Source organism: Streptomyces sp. BK79 (assembly GCF_044142145.1).
GTDB lineage: Bacteria > Actinomycetota > Actinomycetes > Streptomycetales > Streptomycetaceae > Streptomyces.
Map to the genome: position 1 here is coordinate 109168 of NZ_JBHVOC010000021.1, position 21720 is coordinate 130887.

Here is a 21720-nt window from a genome sequence, read left to right on the forward strand (position 1 = left end):
GAGGGGCTCATGAAGAGGGGGACACCGTTTCCGGTGTCCCCCTCGGGGCGGTCAGTCGCGGGCCGCGGTCAGGAACTCGGCGTGTTCCTGGAGTGAGCGCACTCCCACGTCGCCGTGGTTGAGGGCGTCGATGCCCTGGACCGCCGCCGCCAGCGCCTGGACCGTCGTCAGACAGGGCACGGAGCGGGCCACGGCCGCCGTGCGGATGTCGTAGCCGTCGAGGCGGCCGCCGGTGCCGTACGGGGTGTTGACGATGAGGTCGACCTCGCCGTCGTGGATGAGCTGGACGATGGTCTTCTCGCCGTTCGGGCCGGTGCCCTCGGACTGCTTGCGCACGACGGTGGCGTTGATGCCGTTGCGGCGCAGGACCTCGGCGGTGCCGGAGGTGGCCATCAGCTCGAAGCCGTGGGCGACCAGCTCGCGGGCCGGGAAGATCATCGAGCGCTTGTCGCGGTTGGCGACCGAGATGAACGCCCGGCCCTTGGTGGGCAGCGGGCCGTAGGCGCCGGCCTGCGACTTGGCGTACGCCGTGCCGAAGACGGAGTCGATGCCCATGACCTCGCCGGTGGAGCGCATCTCCGGGCCGAGGACGGTGTCGACGCCGCGGCCGTGGATGTCCCGGAAGCGGGACCACGGCATGACGGCCTCCTTGACGGAGATCGGCGCGTCCAGCGGCAGCTCGCCGCCGTCGCCCTGCGCGGGGAGCAGTCCCTCGGCGCGCAGCTCGGCGATGGTGGCGCCCAGCGAGATGCGGGCGGCGGCCTTGGCCAGCGGCACCGCGGTCGCCTTCGAGGTGAAGGGGACGGTGCGCGAGGCGCGCGGGTTGGCCTCCAGGACGTAGAGGATGTCCCCGGCCAGCGCGAACTGGATGTTGATCAGGCCGCGCACGCCGACGCCCTTGGCGATGCCCTCGGTGGAGGCGCGCAGCCGCTTGATGTCGAAGCCGCCCAGCGTGATCGGGGGCAGGGCGCACGCCGAGTCGCCGGAGTGGATGCCGGCCTCCTCGATGTGCTCCATGACGCCGCCGAGGTACAGCTCCTCACCGTCGTACAGGGCGTCGACGTCGATCTCGATCGCGTCGTCCAGGAAGCGGTCGACCAGGACCGGCCGGGAGGGGCTGATCTCGGTGGACTCGGCGATGTAGGACTCCAGCCGGGTCTCGTCGTAGACGATCTCCATGCCGCGTCCGCCGAGCACGTACGACGGGCGCACCAGGACCGGGTAGCCGATCTCGTCGGCGATGGCCTTGGCCTCGGCGAAGGTGGTGGCGGTGCCGTGCTTGGGGGCGGGGAGCCCGGCCTGCGCCAGCACGCGCCCGAAGGCGCCGCGGTCCTCGGCGGCGTGGATGGCCTCCGGGGAGGTGCCGACGATCGGCACGCCGTTGTCCTTGAGCGCCTGGGACAGGCCCAGCGGCGTCTGCCCGCCGAGCTGGACGATGACGCCCGCGACCGGGCCGGCCTGCTGCTCGGCGTGGACGATCTCCAGGACGTCCTCCAGGGTGAGCGGCTCGAAGTACAGCCGGTCGGAGGTGTCGTAGTCGGTGGAGACGGTCTCCGGGTTGCAGTTGACCATCACGGTCTCGTACCCGGCGTCGCTCAGCGCGAAGGAGGCGTGGACACAGGAGTAGTCGAACTCGATGCCCTGGCCGATGCGGTTCGGACCGGAGCCCAGGATGATCACCGCGGGCTTCTCGCGCGGCGCGACCTCGGTCTCCTCGTCGTAGGAGGAGTAGAAGTACGGCGTCCTGGCGGCGAACTCGGCGGCGCAGGTGTCGACCGTCTTGTAGACCGGGCGGATGCCGAGGGCGTGCCGCACCTCGCGGACGACGTCCTCGCGCAGGCCCCGGATCTCGCCGATCTGCTGGTCGGAGAAGCCGTGGCGCTTGGCCTCGGCGAGCAGGCCGGCGGTCAGCTCGGGCGCCTCGGCCAGCTCGTCCGCGGTCTCCTTGATCAGGAAGAGCTGGTCGACGAACCAGGGGTCGATCTTCGTGTGGTCGAAGACCTCCTCGGGGGTGGCGCCGGCGCGGATGGCCTGCATGACGGTGTTGACCCGGCCGTCGGTGGGCCGGACGGCCTCCTCCAGCAGCGCCTTCTTGTCGCCCGCCTCGCCGACGAAGGTGAACTGGCTGCCCTTCTTCTCCAGCGAGCGCAGCGCCTTCTGGAAGGCCTCGGTGAAGTTGCGGCCGATGGCCATGGCCTCGCCGACCGACTTCATGGTGGTCGTCAGCGTGGAGTCGGCGCTCGGGAACTTCTCGAAGGCGAACCGCGGAGCCTTGACGACCACGTAGTCGAGCGTCGGCTCGAAGGAGGCCGGGGTCTCCTGCGTGATGTCGTTCGGGATCTCGTCCAGCGTGTAGCCGACGGCGAGCTTCGCGGCGATCTTCGCGATCGGGAAGCCGGTCGCCTTGGAGGCGAGCGCCGAGGAACGCGACACGCGCGGGTTCATCTCGATGACGATCACGCGACCGTCCTCGGGGTTCACCGCGAACTGGATGTTGCAGCCGCCGGTGTCGACGCCGACCTCGCGGATGATCGCGATGCCGACGTCGCGCAGCACCTGGTACTCGCGGTCGGTCAGCGTCATCGCGGGCGCGACGGTGATCGAGTCGCCGGTGTGCACGCCCATGGGGTCGAAGTTCTCGATGGAGCAGACGACCACGACGTTGTCGTTCTTGTCGCGCATCAGCTCCAGCTCGTACTCCTTCCAGCCGAGGATGGACTCCTCCAGGAGCACCTCGGTGGTCGGCGAGAGGGTGAGGCCCTGCCCGGCGATGCGGCGCAGCTCCTCCTCGTCGTGCGCGAAGCCGGAGCCGGCGCCGCCCATGGTGAAGGAGGGGCGGACGACGACCGGGTAGCCGCCGAGCTCCTCGACGCCCTTGAGGACGTCGTCCATGGAGTGGCAGATGTAGGACCGGGCGGACTCGCCGTGCCCGATCTTCTTGCGGACCTCCTCGACGACCTCCTTGAACAGGTCGCGGTCCTCGCCCTTGTTGATGGCCTCCACATTGGCGCCGATCAGCTCGACGCCGTACTTCTCCAGGACGCCGTTGCCGTGCAGCGAGATGGCGGTGTTGAGGGCCGTCTGGCCGCCCAGGGTGGGCAGCAGGGCGTCGGGCCGCTCCTTGGCGATGATCTTCTCGACGAACTCGGGGGTGATCGGCTCGACGTAGGTGGCGTCGGCGATCTCCGGGTCGGTCATGATCGTCGCCGGGTTGGAGTTCACGAGGATGACCCGCAGGCCCTCGGACTTCAGGACCCGGCACGCCTGGGTGCCGGAGTAGTCGAACTCGGCGGCCTGGCCGATGACGATCGGGCCGGAGCCGATGACCAGGACGGACTGGATATCGGAGCGCTTAGGCACGCTGGCCCTCCATCGAAGCTGTGCTCATCAAAGACGTGAAGCGGTCGAACAGGTAGGCGGCGTCGTGCGGACCGGCCGCCGCCTCGGGGTGGTACTGGACGCTGAAGGCCGGCTTGTCGAGCAGCTGGAGGCCCTCCACGACGTTGTCGTTGAGGCACACGTGGGAGACCTCGGCGCGGCCGTAGGGGGTCTCGGCGACCTTGTCGAGCGGAGCGTCGACGGCGAAGCCGTGGTTGTGCGCGGTGACCTCGACCTTGCCGGTCGTACGGTCCTGCACCGGCTGGTTGATGCCGCGGTGGCCGTACTTCAGCTTGTACGTGCCGAAGCCGAGGGCGCGGCCCAGGATCTGGTTGCCGAAGCAGATGCCGAACAGCGGGGTGCCGCGCTCCAGGACCGCCTGCATCAGGGCGACCGGATGGTCGGCGGTGGCGGGGTCGCCGGGGCCGTTGGAGAAGAACACGCCGTCCGGGCCGACCGCGTACACGTCCTCGACGCTCGCGGTGGCCGGCAGGACGTGCACCTCGATACCGCGCTCGGCCATGCGGTGCGGGGTCATGCCCTTGATGCCGAGGTCGACGGCGGCGACGGTGAACTTCTTCTCGCCGATCGCCGGGACGACGTACGCCTCGGTGGTGGCGACCTCCGCGGAGAGGTCGGCGCCGGCCATCTCGGGGGCTTCCTGGACGCGGGCCAGCAGCGCGGCGTCGTCCTGGATGGCGTCGCCGCTGAAGATGCCGACGCGCATGGCGCCGCGCTCGCGCAGGTGGCGGGTGAGGGCGCGGGTGTCGATGCCGGAGATGCCGACGACGCCCTGGGCGTCCAGTTCCTCGTCCAGCGTGCGCGTGGAGCGCCAGTTGGAGGGCACGCGCGCGGGGTCGCGCACGACGTAGCCGGAGACCCAGATCTTCCTGGACTCCATGTCCTCGTCGTTGATCCCGGTGTTGCCCACGTGCGGGGCGGTCATCACGACCACCTGGCGGTGGTACGACGGGTCGGTGAGGGTCTCCTGGTAGCCGGTCATGCCGGTGGAGAACACGGCTTCGCCGAACGTGGCCCCCACGGCCCCGTAGGCGCGGCCGCGGAAGACCCGGCCGTCCTCCAGGACGAGTACGGCGGGAGTCTTGGCAACTCCCCTGGTGGAGGTCGTCATCGTGCGCCTTCCGTTTCCGTCTTGTTGATCATGTCGTTCAGTGCCTCGACCCACTCGTTGTGCTCGGCCGCGTGGTCGGAGCGGAAGCCGGAGTCGATCAGTTTGTCGCCGTGCGCCCAGGTGACGACCAGCAGGCCGCCCTCGGTGAGCACCTTGCCGGCGATGCCCTTGTCGAGCCGGGCCTCGCGCAGCGCGGCGACGGGGACGAAGAAGTCGTCCGCGCCGGGGCGTACGACGTCCAGTCCCGCGTCCGTCAGGGTCAGCTCGACCCGGCTGCGGGTGCCCAGGCCGTGCGCCACGATGCGGTCCAGCCACTGCCCGGCGGTGGTGGAGCCGTGGTAGCGGCCGCTCATGCTCAGTCTCGCCGGGCCGGGGGCGTCCGGCGCGCTGGGCAGCTCCGGGAGGTCGCCCTGGAGGGTGCCGCGCCACTTCCAGCCCTCGCGCATCAGCCAGTAGACGAGCGCGACGAACAGGCCGAGGCCGACGACCCAGCCGACGCGGGCGGCCCAGTCGGTCACTTCCGCCGATTCCTTCTCGGCGGCCAGCAGGATTACAGGTGTCACGTGAGCTTCCCGTCGACGAGCGTGGCCTTGCCCCGCAGCCACGTGTGCGTCACACGGCCCGGCAGCTCGCGCCCCTCGTAGGGGGTGTTGCGGCTGCGCGAGGCGAAGCCCGCGGGGTCCACCTGCCCACGGTATTCCGTGTCGACCAGGGTGAGGTTGGCGGGCTCACCGGCCGAGACGGGACGGCCGTGTCCGGTGGCCTGTCCGATCTGCGCGGGCTTGACGGACATCCGGTCGGCGACGCCGGCCCAGTCCAGCAGGCCCGTGTCCACCATGGTCTCCTGGACCACCGACAGCGCGGTCTCCAGGCCCACCATGCCCATGGCGGCGGCGGCCCACTCGCAGTCCTTGTCCTCGTGCGGGTGCGGGGCGTGGTCGGTGGCGACGATGTCGATCGTGCCGTCGGCGAGCGCCTCGCGCAGGGCCATGACGTCGCGCTCGGTGCGCAGCGGCGGGTTGACCTTGTAGACCGGGTTGTACGACCGGACCAGCTCGTCGGTGAGCAGCAGGTGGTGCGGGGTGACCTCGGCGGTGACGTCGATGCCGCGGGACTTGGCCCAGCGGACGATCTCGACGCTGCCGGCCGTGGACAGGTGGCAGATGTGGACGCGGGAGCCGACGTGCTCGGCGAGCAGCACGTCCCGCGCGATGATCGACTCCTCGGCGACCGCCGGCCAGCCGCCGAGGCCCAGCTCGGCGGAGACGACGCCCTCGTTCATCTGGGCGCCCTCGGTGAGCCGGGGCTCCTGGGCGTGCTGGGCGATGACGCCGTCGAAGGCCTTCACGTACTCCAGCGCCCGGCGCATGATCACCGCGTCGTGGACGCACTTGCCGTCGTCGGAGAAGACGGTGACGCCGGCCGCGGACTCGTGCATGGCGCCCAGCTCGGCCAGCTTGGCGCCCTCCAGGCCGACGGTGACGGCGCCGATGGGCTGCACGTCGCAGTAGCCGGACTCCTGGCCGAGCCGCCAGACCTGCTCGACGACGCCGGCGGTGTCGGCGACCGGGAAGGTGTTGGCCATGGCGAACACGTTGGTGTAGCCGCCGCTCGCCGCCGCGCGGGTGCCGGTCAGCACGGTCTCGGAGTCCTCGCGGCCGGGCTCGCGCAGGTGGGTGTGCAGGTCGACCAGGCCCGGCAGCAGCACCTTGCCGCCGGCCTCGACGACCTCGGCGCCCTCGGCGCTCAGCCCGGTTCCGACCCCGGCGATCGTCGCGCCGTCGATCAGCACGTCCTGCGGCTCGCCGCCGAGCACCTTCGCACCGCGGATCAGGATCTTGCTCATGCTCTTACTTCTCCTCGGTGGTGCGGGCGTGGGTGACGGCGGGCTCGGCGCCGCCGAGCAGCAGGTAGAGGACGGCCATCCGGACGGAGACGCCGTTGGTGACCTGCTCGACGACGGTGCAGCGGTCGGAGTCGGCGACCTCGGCGGTGATCTCCATGCCGCGGACCATCGGGCCGGGGTGCATCACGATGGCGTGGTCGGGCATCTTCGCCATGCGGTCGCCGTCGAGGCCGTAGCGGCGGGAGTACTCGCGCTCGGTCGGGAAGAACGCGGCGTTCATGCGCTCGCGCTGCACGCGCAGCAGCATCACCGCGTCGGACTTCGTCAGGGTGGAGTCGAGGTCGTAGGAGACCTCGCAGGGCCAGGTCTCGACGCCGACCGGCAGCAGGGTGGGCGGGGCGACGAGGGTGACCTCGGCGCCGAGGGTGTGCAGCAGGTCGACGTTGGAACGGGCGACGCGGCTGTGCAGGATGTCGCCGACCAGGGTGACGCGGCGGCCGTCGAGGTCCTTGCCGAGACCGGTGTCGGGGCCGACCAGGCGGCGGCGCATGGTGAAGGCGTCCAGCAGGGCCTGGGTGGGGTGCTGGTGGGTGCCGTCACCCGCGTTGATCACGTGGGCGTCGATCCACCCGGAGGTGGCCAGGCGGTACGGGGCCCCGGAGGCGCCGTGCCGGATGACGACGGCGTCGACGCCCATGGCCTCCAGGGTCTGGGCGGTGTCCTTGAGGGACTCGCCCTTGGAGACGCTGGAGCCCTTGGCGGTGAAGTTGATGACGTCCGCGGACAGGCGCTTCTCGGCGGCCTCGAAGGAGATCCGGGTCCGTGTCGAGTCCTCGAAGAAGAGGTTGACGACGGTCCGGCCGCGCAGGGTCGGCAGTTTCTTGATCGGCCGGTCGGCGACCCGGGCCATCTCCTCGGCGGTGTCGAGGATCAGGACGGCGTCGTCGCGGGTGAGGTCGGCGGCCGAGATGAGATGACGCTGCATCTGACAGGCTCCGTTAGGCGATTCATGCGGAAGAGCGGGACAATTCGGGCGGCCTGGCGCGCGTGCGGGCGCGCCGAGCGGGCGTACGGCACGGGTGGGCGCGTACGCGAGGTGCTAGGGGTGGGCGCCCGGGGCGGCCGGCTTGGCGCCGAGCAGCACGGTGTCGCGACCGTCCTCCTCGGCGAGCTGGACCTTGACCGTCTCCCGCAGTGACGTCGGGAGGTTCTTGCCGACGTAGTCGGCGCGGATGGGCAGTTCGCGGTGGCCCCGGTCGACGAGGACCGCCAGCTGCACCGCGCGCGGGCGGCCGATGTCGCCCAGCGCGTCGAGGGCGGCGCGGATGGTGCGGCCGGAGAAGAGCACGTCGTCGACGAGGACGACCAGGCGGCCGTCGATGCCGTCACCGGGGATCTCGGTGCGGGCCAGCGCACGCGGCGGATGCATGCGCAGGTCGTCGCGGTACATGGTGATGTCGAGCGAGCCGACCGGCATCGTGCGCTCGGTGATCTGCTCGAGCTTGGCGGCGAGCCGGCGGGCGAGGAAGACACCGCGGGTCGGGATGCCGAGGAGCACCACGTCGTCGGCGCCCTTGGCGCGTTCGACGATCTCGTGGGCGATGCGGGTCAGGACCCGCGCGATGTCGGGGCCTTCGAGCACGGGCCGCGCATCGGACGGCGCGTCGGCGTGCGAGTCGTGCTTGTCCATACGAAACGGACCTCCTTCTCCGCCTCACGGGACGGACCTTAAAGGACGTCGGGATGTGCGTCACCCACGGTATCAGGCTCACGGACCCGCCTCCGAGACCCCCCGGACACCCTCCCTTCACTCTTCTGCCGCACTCACGTCACCCGTACGGAGGTACGGATGGCGGTTACCACGGAAGAGCCGGTGCGGACCATTCGGCTTGACGCAGGAGAGTAACGCTGCGTAACCTCACAGTGAGTTACCAGCCGCGCGGTACGCAACACTGCAGGCCGCGTCGACACCTTGTCCGGGGAGCCATATGTCCAGCGAATACGCCAAACAGCTCGGGGCCAAGCTCCGGGCCATCCGCACCCAGCAGGGCCTTTCCCTCCACGGTGTCGAGGAGAAGTCCCAGGGCCGCTGGAAGGCCGTCGTGGTCGGTTCGTACGAGCGCGGCGACCGTGCCGTGACCGTGCAGCGCCTCGCCGAGCTGGCGGACTTCTACGGCGTTCCCGTTCAGGAGCTGCTGCCGGGCACCACCCCGGGCGGTGCCGCCGAGCCGCCGCCGAAGCTGGTCCTGGACCTGGAGCGGCTGGCCACCGTGCCGGCCGAGAAGGCGGGCCCGCTCCAGCGTTACGCGGCCACGATCCAGTCGCAGCGCGGTGACTACAACGGCAAGGTGCTCTCGATCCGCCAGGACGACCTGCGCACCCTCGCCGTCATCTACGACCAGTCCCCCTCGGTCCTCACCGAGCAGCTGATCAGCTGGGGCGTCCTGGACGCGGACGCCCGCCGCGCGGTGGCGTCCCACGACGAGATCTGAGCCGCGGCCGCCTCAGCAGAAACGTGCCGCCGGGGTGGCACGGGACCGTTCGTCCCGTGCCACCCCGGCGGTTTTTCGTGCGGTTCGGGCAGGCACGCCGAAGGGCCCGCAGCGTACGCGCTGCGGGCCCTTCGGCGTGGTGGGTCTCTCGAGCCTTGCTCAGCTCTCCTCGTCGCGGCGCAGCGAGGGCTTGAGGTCCTTCAGCCGGCCCAGCAGGCCGTTGACGAACGCGGGCGACTCGTCGGTGGAGAACTCCTTCGCCAGCTGCACCATCTCGTCCAGGACGACGGCGTCCGGGGTCGCGTCGACCCAGATCAGCTCGTACGCGCCCAGGCGCAGGATGTTGCGGTCGACGACCGGCATGCGGTCGAGCGTCCAGCCGACCGAGTACTGGGCGAGGAGTTCGTCGATGCGCTTGGCACGCTCGGCGTAGCCCTCGACCAGCTCCATCGTGAACTCGCTCACCGGCGGCTGCCGGGTGTCGGACCGGGAGTGCCGGACCCAGTCGGCGAGGACCGTCAGGACGTCGGCGCCGCGCTGATCGCCCTCGAAGAGGATCTGGAAGGCGCGCTTGCGGGCCGTGTTGCGGGCAGCCACGGTTAGCTGTTCACCCGGCCGAGGTAGCTGCTGTCGCGGGTGTCGACCTTGATCTTCTCACCGGTGGTGATGAAGAGCGGGACGTTGATCTGGTGACCGGTCTCCAGGATCGCGGGCTTGGTGCCGCCGGTGGAGCGGTCGCCCTGGACGCCCGGCTCGGTCTCCTGGATGGTCAGCTCGACGGCGGCCGGCAGCTCGACGAAGAGCACCTCGCCCTCGTGCTGCGCGACGGTGGCCTCAAAGCCCTCGATCAGGAAGTTGGCGGCGTCGCCGACGACCTTGCGGTCGATGTGGAGCTGGTCGTAGGTCTCCATGTCCATGAAGACGAAGTAGTCGCCGTCCATGTACGAGAACTGCATGTCGCGCTTGTCGACAGTGGCCGTCTCGACCTTGACGCCGGCGTTGAAGGTCTTGTCGACGACCTTGCCGGAGAGCACGTTCTTGAGCTTGGTGCGCACGAAGGCCGGGCCCTTGCCGGGCTTGACGTGCTGGAACTCGACGACGGACCAGAGCTGGCCGCCTTCGAGCTTGAGCACCATGCCGTTCTTGAGGTCGTTCGTGGAAGCCACGGTTGCGGAATCTCCTGGACTGGACTGACGTGGACGACCCCGGTGCAGGCATGCGCACAGCGCGAGGCTAGAGCGCGAGCAGCTCCTTGGTCGTGATGGTGAGTAGCTCGGGTCCGCCGTCCGCCTCGGGGCGCACGACGAGCGTGTCATCGATCCGGACCCCGCCCCGGCCCGGGAGGTGGACCCCCGGTTCGACGGTGACCGGCACACAAGCGTCCAGTTTACCCATGGCCGCGGGGGCCAACTGCGGGTCCTCTTCGATTTCGAGTCCGACACCGTGCCCGGTGAGGCTCGGGAGGTTCTCCGCGTACCCGGCCGAGTCCAGGGCCTGCCGGGCCGCGCGGTCCACATCACGGCAGGCGGCGCCGGGTACGAGGGCCTCCCGGCCGGCCCGCTGGGCGGAGAAGACGAGGTCGTACAGCTCGATCTGCCAGTCGGCCGGCGAGGTGCCGATGACGAACGTGCGGCCGATCTCGCAGCGGTAGCCGCGGTAGGTCGCGCCCAGGCAGACGGAGAGGAAGTCGCCCTCCTCCACGCGCCGGTCGGTGGGCCGGTGACCGCGGCGCCCCGAGTTCGGGCCGGTGCCGACGGAGGTGGGGAAGGCGGGGCCGTCGGCGCCGTGGTCGACGAGGCGGCGCTCCAGTTCCAGCGCGAGGTGCCGCTCGGTGCGGCCGACCAGGATGGACTCCAGCAGTTCACCGAGGGCCTGGTCGGCGATCTCGGCACCGATGCGCAGGCAGGAGATCTCCTCCTCGTCCTTGACCACCCGGAGCTGCTCGACCGCCTGGCCGAGGTCGGTCAGGCGCAGCCGGGGCGCGACCGAGCGCATGGCGCGGTGCCGGACCACGGTGAGGTGGTGGTCCTCCGTCGCGAGGGACTCGGTGCCCTGGGCGGCGGCGAGGCCGGTGGCCGCGACGGCCGGGTCGGCGCCGGGGCCGGGCAGCGCGCGCACGGGCAGCGACTCGTCGGGACGGCCCTGGGCCGGCCGGTCGTCCGGCGGGCCGGCACAGACCAGCAGGTCCTCCGTCTCGCCCAGCAGCAGCACGGCGCCGTGCGGGGCCGCGCCCGCGAGATAGCGCACGTTGGCGGGCCGGGAGACCAGCGCCGCCGCGCTGCCGCCCGCGTTGCAGCGTTCTCGTAGGCGCGTCCGGCGGGCCGCGTACACCTCTGACATGAGCCGAGCGTAAGAGCTCCGCTCGGGGGGCGCCGCTCGGGAGGGCCGAGTGGGCGGTGCGGTGGGCTACGCCGGTGCGCGGCCGGGGCGGGGGTGGAGGTTGTTCCGCGGCTGACGGCCGGTGGGGGCTGGTCGCGCGGTTCCCCGCGCCCCTCGAGGGGCGCTCACCGTGCACTCTGTCACCAGTTCGGCGGGCTCGCTATGGAGCGGGTCAGGACCTCGTCCAGGACTCGGGCCGTCTCCGGTACGTCGAGGGTGGAGTTGTCGATGATCGGGAGCCCCGAGCCGTACCAGCCGGCCATGCGGCCGTGGATGCGGGCGACCTCCTCGTCGGTGAGGCGCCGGTTGCCGCTGCGTTCGGCGTTGCGCTCCAGGACGACGTCCAGGCCCGGCAGGAGGACGACCGGGAGCAGGCCGGGTCCGACGTGCCGCTTCCAGCCGCCGAGGCCGACGACCGGCCGGTCCGGGAAGACCGCGTCGTCGAGGATGCAGGAGATGCCGTTGGCGAGGAAGTTGCGCGCGGAGAAGCCGCAGGTGCGGCGGGCAAGGCGGTACTGGGCCTCGGAGTTTTCGTTCCACCCGGTCTGGGGGTCGGCGAAGCCGGAGCGGACCCATTCGCGGACGTCGTCGAGGCTGATGTGCGCCGTGGGGACCCGGCGGTGGTCGGCCCAGTACTTGGCGACGCTGGTCTTGCCGGCGCCCGCGGGGCCGATGAGCAGCACCGCCAAGGTGGTCGTGGCGGGGTCGGGCGCGGCGGCCGTCGCCGGGGGGACGCTGGGCACGGCCACGGGGCCACCGGGCGGCAGCGGTACGTGACCGGTGCTGTCCGGCACCGGCGGGGCGGGGGCCGCCCGGTGGGGGCCCGGGGCCGGATGGGGGGCCGGGTGCGGGCCGGTGGCCGGGTGCGGGCCGGGCGCCGGATGGGGGCCCGGGCCCTGAGGCGCGTGCGGACTCGATACCGGGTGCGGCCCCGCGGCCCGGGGCGGCCCCGACATGTGCCGGGGCGCCGCGGGAGGCGGGGCCTGCGCGGGAGGTGAGGGCTGCACGGGGTATCCCGGCGCCGCGGGCGGCGGGACGGGCGCGGGCCCCTGGTGCGGGGCCGGGTGGTGTGCGGCCGGGGACCAGCCGACGGCCGGTCCGTGCCCCGGCTGATGGGGCGGCGGCAGCGGAGAACCCACTGCGTGCTGCATCCGGTGCCACTCCGTCTCGTACAGGCGATGGGCGCTGACAGCGGGAGGGGGCCCGCCCGCTGCTACCGAACGGTACCGCCCCCGGCCGTCGTTTGGTGAACGGCCGGGGGCGGTCCGAAGTGCCCGTCCGGCGAGGTGAATCGGACGGAAGGTGCGCCGGGGTACTACTCGCCCACCTCGCCGTAGGCGGCGAGGAGGACGGCCGGGTCGGGCGCCTCCAGCACGGTGGGCTTGGCGAGGCCGTCCAGCACGATGAAGCGCAGCCGGTCGCCGCGGGACTTCTTGTCGACCTTCATGTTCTCGACGAGCTTGGGCCACTGGTCGTAGCGGTAGTGCAGCGGCAGGCCGACGGCTTCGAGGATGCTGCGGTGGCGGTCGGCGGTGGCGTCGTCCAGGCGGCCCGCGAGCCGGCCCAGTTCGGCGGCGAAGTGCATGCCGACGGAGACCGCGGCGCCGTGGCGCCACTTGTAGCGCTCGTTCTTCTCGATGGCGTGGCCGAGGGTGTGGCCGTAGTTGAGGATCTCCCTCAGGCCCGCTTCCTTCAGGTCGGAGGAGACGACCTGGGCCTTGACCTCGATGGAGCGCACGATCAGCTCGGCGGTGTGCGGCCCGGCCGGGGTGCGCGCGGCCTGGGGGTCGGACTCGATCAGGTCGAGGATCGCGGGGTCGGCGATGAACCCGGCCTTGATGACCTCGGCGAGTCCGGAGACGTAGTCGTTGACCGGCAGGGAGTCCAGCGCGGCCAGGTCGCACAGGACGCCGGCCGGCGGGTGGAAGGCGCCGACGAGGTTCTTGCCCTCGGCGGTGTTGATGCCGGTCTTGCCGCCGACGGCCGCGTCCACCATGGCCAGCACGGTGGTGGGGACGGCGATCCAGCGCACGCCGCGCAGCCAGGTCGCGGCCACGAAGCCGGCCAGGTCGGTGCTGGCGCCGCCGCCCACGCCGACGATCACGTCGGTGCGGGTGAAGCCGGACTGGCCGAGCGCCTTCCAGCAGTAGGCGGCGACCTCGGCGGTCTTGGCCTCCTCGGCGTTCGGCACCTGGATGGCGATCGCCTCGTAGCCCTGGTCGGCGAGGTCGGCGCGCAGCGCGTCACCGGTCTCGGCGAGGGCCTCGGGGTGGATCACCGCGACCCGCTTGGCGCCCGCTCCGATCAGGCCGCCGAGCTCGCCGAGGAGCTGCCGGCCCACCAGGACCTCGTAGGGGTCGGACCCCGCGGTTCCGCCGACCTGGATCCGGGTGACTGCCTCGCTCATGCTTCCTTCAACTCCAGTGCGTCCAGGGCGGCTCGGGTGACTTCCTCGGGCGTACGGCCGTCCGTGGCCACGACGACCGTGGCGACCTCCTCGTAGAGGTGGCGGCGGGCCTCCATCAGCTCGCGCCACTGCTTGCGCGGGTTGACCGCCAGCAGGGGGCGGGCGGCGTTCAGACCGGTCCGTCTGACGGCCTCCTCGACGTCCATCGAGAGGTAGACGACACGCTGCCCGGCGAGCAGGCCGCGGGTGTCCGCGTCCAGGATCGCGCCGCCGCCGAGGGCGAGGACGCCGTCGTGCTCGGCGAGCGCCCGGTGCACGGTCCGCTTCTCCAGGGCCCGGAAGGCCGCCTCGCCCTCGTCGACGAAGATGTCGGCGATGGTGCGCCCCTGCCCGGTGACGATGTCCTCGTCCGTGTCCCGGTAGCCGGCGCCGAGCCGCTCCGCGAGGAGCTGTCCCACGGTCGATTTGCCGACGCCCATCGGGCCGACGAGGACGAGCAGCGGGGCGGCGCTCATCGGATGGCCAGGTGGTCGAGGTACGAGGTGACGTTGCGCCGGGTCTCGGCGACGCTGTCGCCGCCGAACTTCTCGGCCACCGCGTCCGCCAGGACGAGGGCGACCATGGCCTCGGCGACGATGCCGGCGGCCGGGACGGCGGAGACGTCGGAGCGCTGGTGGTGGGCGGCGGCCTCCTCGCCGGTGGTGACGTCGACGGTCTTCAGGGCACGGGGGACGGTGGCGATGGGCTTCATCGCGGCCCGCACCCGCAGCAGCTCGCCGGTGGTCAGACCGCCCTCGGTGCCGCCGGAGCGGCCGGAGACCCGCCTGATGCCCTCGGGCGTGTTGACGATCTCGTCGTGCGCCTTGGACCCGGGCACCCGGGCCAGCTCGAAGCCGTCGCCGACCTCGACGCCCTTGATCGCCTGGATGCCCATCAGCGCGGCGGCGAGGCGGGCGTCCAGCCGGCGGTCCCAGTGCACGTGCGAGCCGAGGCCCACGGGGACGCCGTAGGCGAGCACCTCGACCACGCCGCCGAGCGTGTCGCCGTCCTTGTGCGCCTGGTCGACCTCGGCGACCATCGCCTTCGAGGCGTCCGCGTCCAGGCAGCGCAGCGGGTCGGCGTCGAGCTTCCCGACGTCGGCGGGGGTGGGGTACACACCCCGCGGAGCCTTCACGGAGCACAGCTCGACGACATGGCTGACGATCTCTACGCCGGTCGTCTCCTTCAGGTACGACCGGGCGACCGCGCCCAGGGCGACACGGGCCGCCGTCTCACGGGCGGAGGCGCGCTCCAGCACCGGACGGGCCTCGTCGAAGCCGTACTTCTGCATACCGGCGAGGTCGGCGTGACCGGGCCGGGGGCGGGTCAGCGGGGCGTTGCGGGCCAGACCGGCGAGCACCTCGGGATCGACCGGGTCGGCGGCCATGACCTGCTCCCACTTCGGCCACTCGGTGTTGCCCACCATGACCGCGACCGGGGAACCGAGGGAGAGGCCGTGCCGGACGCCGCCGAGGAAGGTGACCTCGTCCCGCTCGAACTTCATCCGCGCGCCGCGACCGTAGCCGAGCCGCCGCCTCGCCAGATGATCCGCCACCATGTCCGTGGTGATCGGCACGCCGGCGGGCAGACCCTCCAGCGTCGCGACGAGTGCGGGACCGTGGGACTCCCCCGCGGTCAGCCAGCGCAACCTGCTCAACGGTGCTCCTCAGTGCTCGCGCCCCGGTATGCCTCGCGCGCACGCGTCCTGTCCGCGTACGGCAACGGCCCGACCGGGTGCGCGGCCCCGGCCCGCCACCTCCGATCCTCCCACGTCCGGAGGTACGCACCGGAATCGGTCCGTGTGCCGGACAGGGCGTGCGCGGGCCCGACACGCCGCGCGGCGCGTCAGCCGGCGAGCGCGCGCTCGCCTGCGGTCCGCATCGCCCCGAGGGGAACGGGCGACCGGCCGGTCATCTGCTCCACCTGGAGCACCGCCTGGTGCAGCAGCAGGTCGAGCCCGCCGACGACGGCACCGCCGTACGCCGACCAGCGGGCGGCGAGCGCGGTGGGCCAGGGGTCGTAGAGCACGTCGAAGAGGGTGGCGGGCATCTCCGGGACGGAGGCGGCGAGGGCGTCGGTGGCGCCGGCCGGCGTGGTGGCGACGACCAGCGGCGCACGCAGCGCCCCAGCGGCGTCCGCCCAGTCCTCGACGCGTACGTCGGCGTCCAGCCGCTCGGCCCAGGCCCGCATCTCGTCGGCCCGCGCCCGGCTGCGCACGTAGACGGCGACCTCGCCGGTGCAGATCCGGGTCAGCGCGGCCAGCGCGGACGACGCGGTGGCGCCGGCGCCGAGGATCGCGGCGGTCTCGACCTTCTCCACGCCGTGCTCGCGCAGGGCGGCGACCATGCCCGGGATGTCGGTGTTGTCGCCGACCTTGCGGCCGTCCTCGGTGAGGACCACGGTGTTCACCGCGTCCACGGAGGAGGCCGTGGCGCTGATCTCGTCGAGCAGCGGGATGACCGCCCGCTTGAGCGGCATGGTCAGCGACAGACCCGCCCACTCGGGGCCGAGCTTCTCGAAGAAGCCCGGCAGGGCCGCCTCGTCGACGTCGAAGCGGTCGTACGTCCAGCCGTCCAGGCCCAGCCCCGCGTAGGCGGCGCGGTGCAGGACCGGGGAGAGGGAGTGACCGATCGGGGAGCCGAGAACGGCGGCCCGGCGCCGGTCAGTTTCCGGAGCTGGCATTGAACTTGTCCTTCAACTTCAGGAACTCGTCGTACGTCTTGGCGAACTCGGTCTTGCTCACGCCGTCGGTGGCCACGAAGAACATCCAGCCGTCCGACGTGGGGTTCAGCGCCGCCTGCAGGGCCTCTTCGCCGGGGTTGCCGATGGGTCCGGGCGGCAGCCCCTTGTTGGTGTAGGTGTTGTACGGGTCCGGGTTGCTGTTGATCTCGGACTCGCTGATGTGGATCTCGCTCTGGCCCAACAGATAGTTGAAGGACGAGTCGAACTCGAGTTCCTGGTTGGTCTGGGTGTTGGTGGGCTTGAGCCGGTTGTAGACGACCTCGGCCATCTTGCGGAAGTCGTCGTGGGTCTTGCCCTCGGCCTGCACCAGGCTCGCCACGGTGAGCAGCTCCCACGGGTTCTTGAGGCCGAGGCCCTCCGCCTTCTCCTGCAGCCCGATCTTGTCGTACTGCTCGCTCGCCCGCGCCACCATCTGCTTCAGCACGTCCTCGGGCTTCTGTCCCTTGGCCGCCGAGTAGCTGGAGGGGTAGAGGAATCCTTCCAGCGGATCCTTCACGTTCTTGTGGTTCATCGCCCAGTCGGGCAGGCCGAGGCTCTTCCACTCGGTCTTGGCGACCTCGGCCGTGGTGCCCGCCTTCACCCCGAGCTGTTTGTCGACCATCTTGTAGACGTCGGCGTTGCGCTTGCCCTCGGCGATGATCAGGTTGCTGCGGCTCTTGGGGTCGAGCAGGAGTGCGACCGCGCTCTCGGCCGACATCTCCTTCTGGAGCGTGTAGACGCCGTCCTGGATGCTCTTGCCCTGCGGATTGCTCTGCTGGGCCGCGACGAAGGCGTCGACGCTCTTCACCACGCCCTGCCGCTTGAGCTCCTGGCCGATCGTCGAGCCGCCCGCGCCCCTGGGGATGGTGACGGTCACCTGTTCGCCGTTGCCGTCGCCCGCGTAGTCCGGGGCCGCGCCGAAACGGTCCTGGTAGAACTGGTAACCGAAGTAGCCGACTCCCGCGACGCCGCCGCCGAGCACCAGGCAGACCACGAGGCACGCGACCCCGTTGCGCCCCTTCTTGGGCTTGCCTCCCCGGCTGCGGCGGTCGCCGCGCCCGGGGCCGTCGCCGCCGTCCCCGTCCCCGCCCGCGAAGAAGGCGTGCTCGCCCTCGTCGGGGCCCGGGTCCCAGTCGGTGTCGGCCGGCTCGGGCTCGGCGCGTCGGCGGGCGGGGGGTTCCGGCGGCGGGTACGCCTCCGGGGTGCCGTAGTAGTCGGGCCCCTCCGTGCCGTAGGCAGCCTGCTGGCCGTAGGGGTCCGAGGGGTCGGCGGGGTACTGCGCGTGGGGATGCGCGCCGGTGTCCCAGCCGCCGTTGTCGTAACCCTGCTGGTGCTGCTGCTCCTGGGGGGCGTACTGCTGGTCGTACTGCTGCTGACCGTACTGGTCGTACCGCGGCTCGGGCTGCTGCCGGCCGTACTGGTCGTACTGCGGCTGCTGACCGTAGGCGGACTGGCCGCCGTCACCCCAGTCGCCGTACTGCTGCTGCGACTGCTGCTGCTCCGGATACTGCTGCGGCTGGCCGCCGTAGGGGGACTGCTGACCCGCCTGGGCCTGCTGTCCGCCCCATCCGCCGTCCCCGTACAACGGGTCCTCCGGATGCCACGGTTCGGAGCCTTGGCCCCGGCCATACTCAGTCATCGATCCCCTAGAGCCGCGAGGCGACGGGGGTACCCGGCCTCGCACGTGGGACCGGCTTCCGTTCCGCCTCTTGCTGTGCGGTGGCTGTTCGAATGCCTCCGCATCGCGCGGAACGTTACCGTATCGCGATCAGATGACCACTTCGACGCCCTCGCCGGGCGGACTGCCTGACACCCGTTCGGATTCCAGTGCCTGCTGGAGGATGATCACAGCGGCGGCCTGGTCGATGACGGACCGGCCCTTCTTGGACTTCACCCCGGAGGCGCGCAGTCCCTGACTCGCGGTGACCGTCGTCATCCGCTCGTCGACGAGCCGGACGGGGACAGGCGCGATGCCGCGGGCCAGTTCCCGCGCGAAGGCCCTGACCTTCACCGCGGCCGGCCCCTCGCCCCCCTTGAGGGAGCGGGGAAGGCCGACGACGACCTCGATCGGCTCGTACTCCTCGACCAGCAGCCGCAGCCTGCGGTGCGCCCCGGGGACGTCGCGGCCGGGGACGGTCTCCACCGGGGTGGCGAGGATCCCGTCGGGGTCGCAGGACGCGACCCCGATCCGGGCGTCCCCGACGTCGATCGCCAGACGGCGGCCGCGGCGCATGGCCGGGCCGTCCGTCCGCTCGTCCATCCGGCCGTCGTCCGTACGGCCGTTCGCCGAGTCGCTCACTTGGCGGTGTCCGCCACGAGGCGCTCGACGGCGTCGACGGCGTCACCGATGGCGGCCGGGTTCTGGCCGCCGCCCTGGGCGACGTCGGGCTTGCCACCACCGCCGCCGCCGAGGGTCTTGGCGGCGGTGCGCACCAGCTCGCCGGCCTTGAGACCGCGCTCGCGGGCGGCCTCGTTGGTGGCGATGACCGTCAGAGGCTTGCCGTTGACCGTCGTGAACAGGGCCACGACGGCGGCCCGGCCGCCCTGGATGCGGCCGCGCACGTCGAGGACCAGCTTGCGCAGGTCGTCGGCGGTGGTGCCGTCCGGGACCTGGCCGGTCACCAGGGCCACGCCGCGCACGTCCTTGGCGGAGTCGGCGAGGCCGGCGGCGGCCTGGAGCACCTTCTCGGCGCGGAACTTCTCGATCTCCTTCTCGGCGTCCTTCAGCTTGCCGAGCATGGCGGAGACCTTCTCCGGGAGCTCCTCCGGACGGCCCTTGATCAGCTCCTGGAGCTGGGCCACGACCGTGTGCTCCCGGGCGAGGAAGTTGTAGGCGTCGACGCCCACCAGGGCCTCGATCCGGCGCACGCCCGAGCCGATCGACGACTCGCCGAGCAGCTTGACCAGGCCTAGCTGGGCGGTGTTGTGCACGTGGGTGCCGCCGCACAGCTCCTTGGAGAAGTCGCCGATGGTCACGACGCGCACGCGCTCGCCGTACTTCTCGCCGAACTCGGCGATGGCGCCCTGCTTCTTGGCCTCGTCGATGCCCATGACGTCGGCCCGCACGTCCAGGTCGCGGGCGAGCACCTCGTTGATCTTCTGCTCGACGTCGGTCATCACGGCCGTCGGGACGGCGGAGGGCGAACCGAAGTCGAAGCGGAAGCGGCCGGGCTGGTTCTCGGAACCGGCCTGGGCGGCCGTCGGGCCGAGGGCGTCGCGCAGCGCCTGGTGGGTGAGGTGGGTGGCCGAGTGGGCGCGGGCGATGGCCTTGCGGCGCCGGTCGTCGATGGAGGCGTGGGCCTTGGCGCCGACCGTGACCTCGCCGACCTGGACGACGCCCTTGTGGACGTACACGCCCGGAACCGGCTTCTGGCAGTCGCGGATCTCGATGACGGCGCCGGTGTCGACCTTGATCCGGCCGGTGTCGCCGATCTGGCCGCCGCCCTCGGCGTAGAACGGGGTGCGGTCGAGCACGATCTCGACCTCGTCGCCCTCGGTGGCGGCCGGTGAGGAGGCGCCGTCGACGAGGATGCCGACGATGGTGGACTCGCCGTCGGTGTCGGTGTACCCGATGAACTCGGTGGCACCGGCCTGGTCGGCGATCTCGCGGTAGGCGCCGACGCCGGCGTGGCCGGTCTTCTTGGCCTGGGCGTCGGCCTTGGCGCGCTCCCGCTGCTCCTTCATCAGGCGGCGGAACCCGTCCTCGTCCACGGACAGGCCCTGCTCGGCGGCCATCTCCAGGGTGAGGTCGATCGGGAAGCCCCACGTGTCGTGGAGCAGGAAGGCCTTGTCCCCGGCGAGGACCGAGCCGCCGGCGGCCTTGGTGTCGCTGACCGCGGTGTCGAGGATGTTGGTGCCGGCCTTCAGCGTCTTGAGGAAGGCGTTCTCCTCGGCGAGGGCGACCTTCTCGATCCGCTCGCGGTCGGTGACCAGCTCGGGGTACTGCTGCCCCATCATCCCGATCACCACGTCGACCAGGTCCTTGACGACCGGGCCGGTGGCGCCCAGCAGGCGCATGTTGCGGATGGCGCGGCGCATGATGCGGCGCAGCACGTAGCCGCGGCCCTCGTTGCCGGGGGTGACGCCGTCGCCGATGAGCATCACGGAGGTGCGCATGTGGTCGGTGACCACGCGCAGTGAGACGTCCGAGGCGTGGGCGTCGCCGTAGGCCACGCCGGTCAGCTCGGTGGCCTTCTTGATGACGGCCATGGAGGTGTCGATCTCGTACATGTTCTGCACGCCCTGCAGAATCATGGCGAGGCGCTCCAGGCCGAGGCCCGTGTCGATGTTCTGGCTCGGCAGGTCACCGAGGATCGGGTAGTCCTTGCCCGGGCCCTCGCCCCGCTCGTACTGCATGAAGACGAGGTTCCAGATCTCCACGTACCGCTCGTCGTTGACGGCCGGGCCGCCTTCGACGCCGAACTCGGGGCCGCGGTCGTAGTTGATCTCGGAGCAGGGGCCGCAGGGGCCGGGGACGCCCATGTCCCAGTAGTTGTCCTTCTTGCCCAGCCGCTGGATGCGCTCGGACGGGACCCCGACCACGTCGTGCCAGATGCGCTCGGCCTCGTCGTCGTCCTTGTAGACGGTGATCCACAGGCGCTCGGGGTCGAGGCCGTAACCGCCCTTGTCCTGGGGGCTGGTGAGCAGCTCCCAGGCGAGCTTGATGGCGCCTTCCTTGAAGTAGTCGCCGAAGGAGAAGTTGCCGCACATCTGGAAGAACGTGCCGTGCCGCGTGGTCTTGCCGACCTCTTCGATGTCCGGCGTGCGCACGCACTTCTGCACGCTGGTGGCGCGGTCGAAGGGCGGCTTGACCTCGCCCAGGAAGTACGGCTTGAAGGGCACCATGCCGGCCGGGACCAGCAGCAGAGTCGGGTCGTCCGCGATGAGCGACGCCGAAGGGACGACGGTGTGCCCGCGCTCCTCGAAGAAGCTCAACCAGCGGCGACGAATCTCGGCCGACTCCATCAGTGGTCCTCATTCCGGTTGTACGAGTACGTCGTCCTGTCGGTGACGACGGACTTCGGGTTGCTGCGGTTCTCGATGGCGGTGTACCGCCGGGGTGCGGGGAGTTCACCGTCGACGGGGGCCTTCAGCCCGAGCGCGTCGTCGAGTTCGGCCTCCCTCTGGGCCATGTTCTCGCGGACGTCGAGCGCGAAGCCCACCGCGCGGTCCCTGAGCCGGGTGCCCGCGTCCAACGCCTTGTTCGCCGCGGTCGCGGCGAGGCTGTCGGGGGTCAGCTGCTTGAGCTTCCGGTTGACCTTGGTGGTGGCCCAGACACCGGCGGCCACGCCGGTGCCGAACCAGAACGTACGGCGGAACATCGCTG

At 71.4% G+C, this 21720-nt stretch carries 19 protein-coding genes; 1 reads left to right on the plus strand and 18 read right to left on the minus strand.

Annotated elements, in window-relative coordinates:
* Positions 1–51: 51 nt before the first annotated feature.
* The 6 genes from carB to pyrR all read right to left on the minus strand — a co-directional run bounded on the left by carB (position 52) and on the right by pyrR (position 8046).
* A complete protein-coding gene (gene carB / locus ACFIF2_RS25200; protein ID WP_395575513.1) occupies positions 52–3360 on the minus strand; it encodes a carbamoyl-phosphate synthase large subunit in 3309 nt (1102 codons plus the stop codon).
* Positions 3353–4510: a glutamine-hydrolyzing carbamoyl-phosphate synthase small subunit gene (gene carA, locus ACFIF2_RS25205; RefSeq protein WP_395575514.1), complete on the minus strand. Its 1158-nt coding sequence runs from the start codon at positions 4508–4510 to the stop codon at positions 3353–3355. The genes carB and carA overlap by 8 nt, the downstream gene beginning before the upstream one ends.
* Positions 4507–5073 carry a hypothetical protein gene (locus ACFIF2_RS25210; RefSeq protein WP_395575515.1) on the minus strand — a complete coding sequence of 189 codons (567 nt, stop codon included), beginning with the start codon at positions 5071–5073 and terminating at the stop codon, positions 4507–4509. Before ACFIF2_RS25210 ends, carA begins: the two co-directional genes overlap by 4 nt.
* Positions 5070–6356, minus strand: a complete 1287-nt coding sequence (locus tag ACFIF2_RS25215; protein WP_395575516.1) for a dihydroorotase — start codon at positions 6354–6356, stop codon at positions 5070–5072. Before ACFIF2_RS25215 ends, ACFIF2_RS25210 begins: the two co-directional genes overlap by 4 nt.
* Before the next feature lie 4 nt (positions 6357–6360).
* A complete protein-coding gene (locus ACFIF2_RS25220) occupies positions 6361–7341 on the minus strand; it encodes an aspartate carbamoyltransferase catalytic subunit (protein ID WP_395575517.1) in 981 nt (326 codons plus the stop codon).
* A gap of 114 nt (positions 7342–7455) precedes the next feature.
* A complete protein-coding gene (gene pyrR, locus ACFIF2_RS25225) occupies positions 7456–8046 on the minus strand; it encodes a bifunctional pyr operon transcriptional regulator/uracil phosphoribosyltransferase PyrR (RefSeq protein ID WP_395575518.1) in 591 nt (196 codons plus the stop codon).
* Positions 8047–8344: 298 nt separating this feature from the next.
* Between pyrR and bldD the strand changes: the two genes are divergently transcribed.
* Positions 8345–8848, plus strand: coding sequence for a transcriptional regulator BldD (gene bldD / locus ACFIF2_RS25230; protein WP_395575519.1), 504 nt, complete (start codon positions 8345–8347; stop codon positions 8846–8848).
* Positions 8849–9007: 159 nt separating this feature from the next.
* Here the strand turns inward: bldD and nusB are convergent, their stop codons facing one another.
* From nusB to ACFIF2_RS25290, 12 genes are all read right to left on the minus strand, one after another.
* The gene (gene nusB / locus ACFIF2_RS25235; protein ID WP_395575520.1) at positions 9008–9445 is read right to left on the minus strand and encodes a transcription antitermination factor NusB; all 438 of its coding nucleotides are present in this window, start codon (positions 9443–9445) and stop codon (positions 9008–9010) included.
* Positions 9446–9447: 2 nt separating this feature from the next.
* Positions 9448–10014, minus strand: coding sequence for an elongation factor P (gene efp / locus ACFIF2_RS25240; RefSeq protein WP_395575521.1), 567 nt, complete (start codon positions 10012–10014; stop codon positions 9448–9450).
* 67 nt (positions 10015–10081) lie between these two features.
* Entirely contained in the window at positions 10082–11188 is a 1107-nt protein-coding gene (locus ACFIF2_RS25245) for an aminopeptidase P family protein (protein ID WP_395575522.1), read from the minus strand.
* Positions 11189–11367: 179 nt separating this feature from the next.
* Positions 11368–12378: a Pro-rich N-terminal domain-containing protein gene (locus ACFIF2_RS25250; RefSeq protein WP_395575523.1), complete on the minus strand. Its 1011-nt coding sequence runs from the start codon at positions 12376–12378 to the stop codon at positions 11368–11370.
* A 164-nt stretch (positions 12379–12542) separates the two neighbouring features.
* Entirely contained in the window at positions 12543–13634 is a 1092-nt protein-coding gene (gene aroB / locus ACFIF2_RS25255) for a 3-dehydroquinate synthase (protein WP_395575524.1), read from the minus strand.
* Positions 13631–14149: a shikimate kinase gene (locus ACFIF2_RS25260; RefSeq protein ID WP_395575525.1), complete on the minus strand. Its 519-nt coding sequence runs from the start codon at positions 14147–14149 to the stop codon at positions 13631–13633. Before ACFIF2_RS25260 ends, aroB begins: the two co-directional genes overlap by 4 nt.
* Positions 14146–15330 (minus strand): chorismate synthase, encoded by a 1185-nt coding sequence (aroC, locus tag ACFIF2_RS25265; protein WP_395575526.1) that lies wholly within the window; start codon positions 15328–15330, stop codon positions 14146–14148. The genes ACFIF2_RS25260 and aroC overlap by 4 nt, the downstream gene beginning before the upstream one ends.
* 188 nt (positions 15331–15518) lie before the next feature.
* Positions 15519–16355 carry a shikimate dehydrogenase gene (locus ACFIF2_RS25270; RefSeq protein WP_395575527.1) on the minus strand — a complete coding sequence of 279 codons (837 nt, stop codon included), beginning with the start codon at positions 16353–16355 and terminating at the stop codon, positions 15519–15521.
* Entirely contained in the window at positions 16336–18033 is a 1698-nt protein-coding gene (gene mltG / locus ACFIF2_RS25275; protein ID WP_395575528.1) for an endolytic transglycosylase MltG, read from the minus strand. The genes ACFIF2_RS25270 and mltG overlap by 20 nt, the downstream gene beginning before the upstream one ends.
* Positions 18034–18162: 129 nt before the next feature.
* Entirely contained in the window at positions 18163–18654 is a 492-nt protein-coding gene (ruvX, locus tag ACFIF2_RS25280; protein WP_395575578.1) for a Holliday junction resolvase RuvX, read from the minus strand.
* A gap of 35 nt (positions 18655–18689) precedes the next feature.
* The gene (gene alaS, locus ACFIF2_RS25285) at positions 18690–21359 is read right to left on the minus strand and encodes an alanine--tRNA ligase (protein WP_395575529.1); all 2670 of its coding nucleotides are present in this window, start codon (positions 21357–21359) and stop codon (positions 18690–18692) included.
* On the minus strand, positions 21359–21715 hold the full coding sequence (locus ACFIF2_RS25290; protein ID WP_395575530.1) for a hypothetical protein: 357 nt from the start codon (positions 21713–21715) through the stop codon (positions 21359–21361). Before ACFIF2_RS25290 ends, alaS begins: the two co-directional genes overlap by 1 nt.
* Positions 21716–21720: the final 5 nt, after the last annotated feature.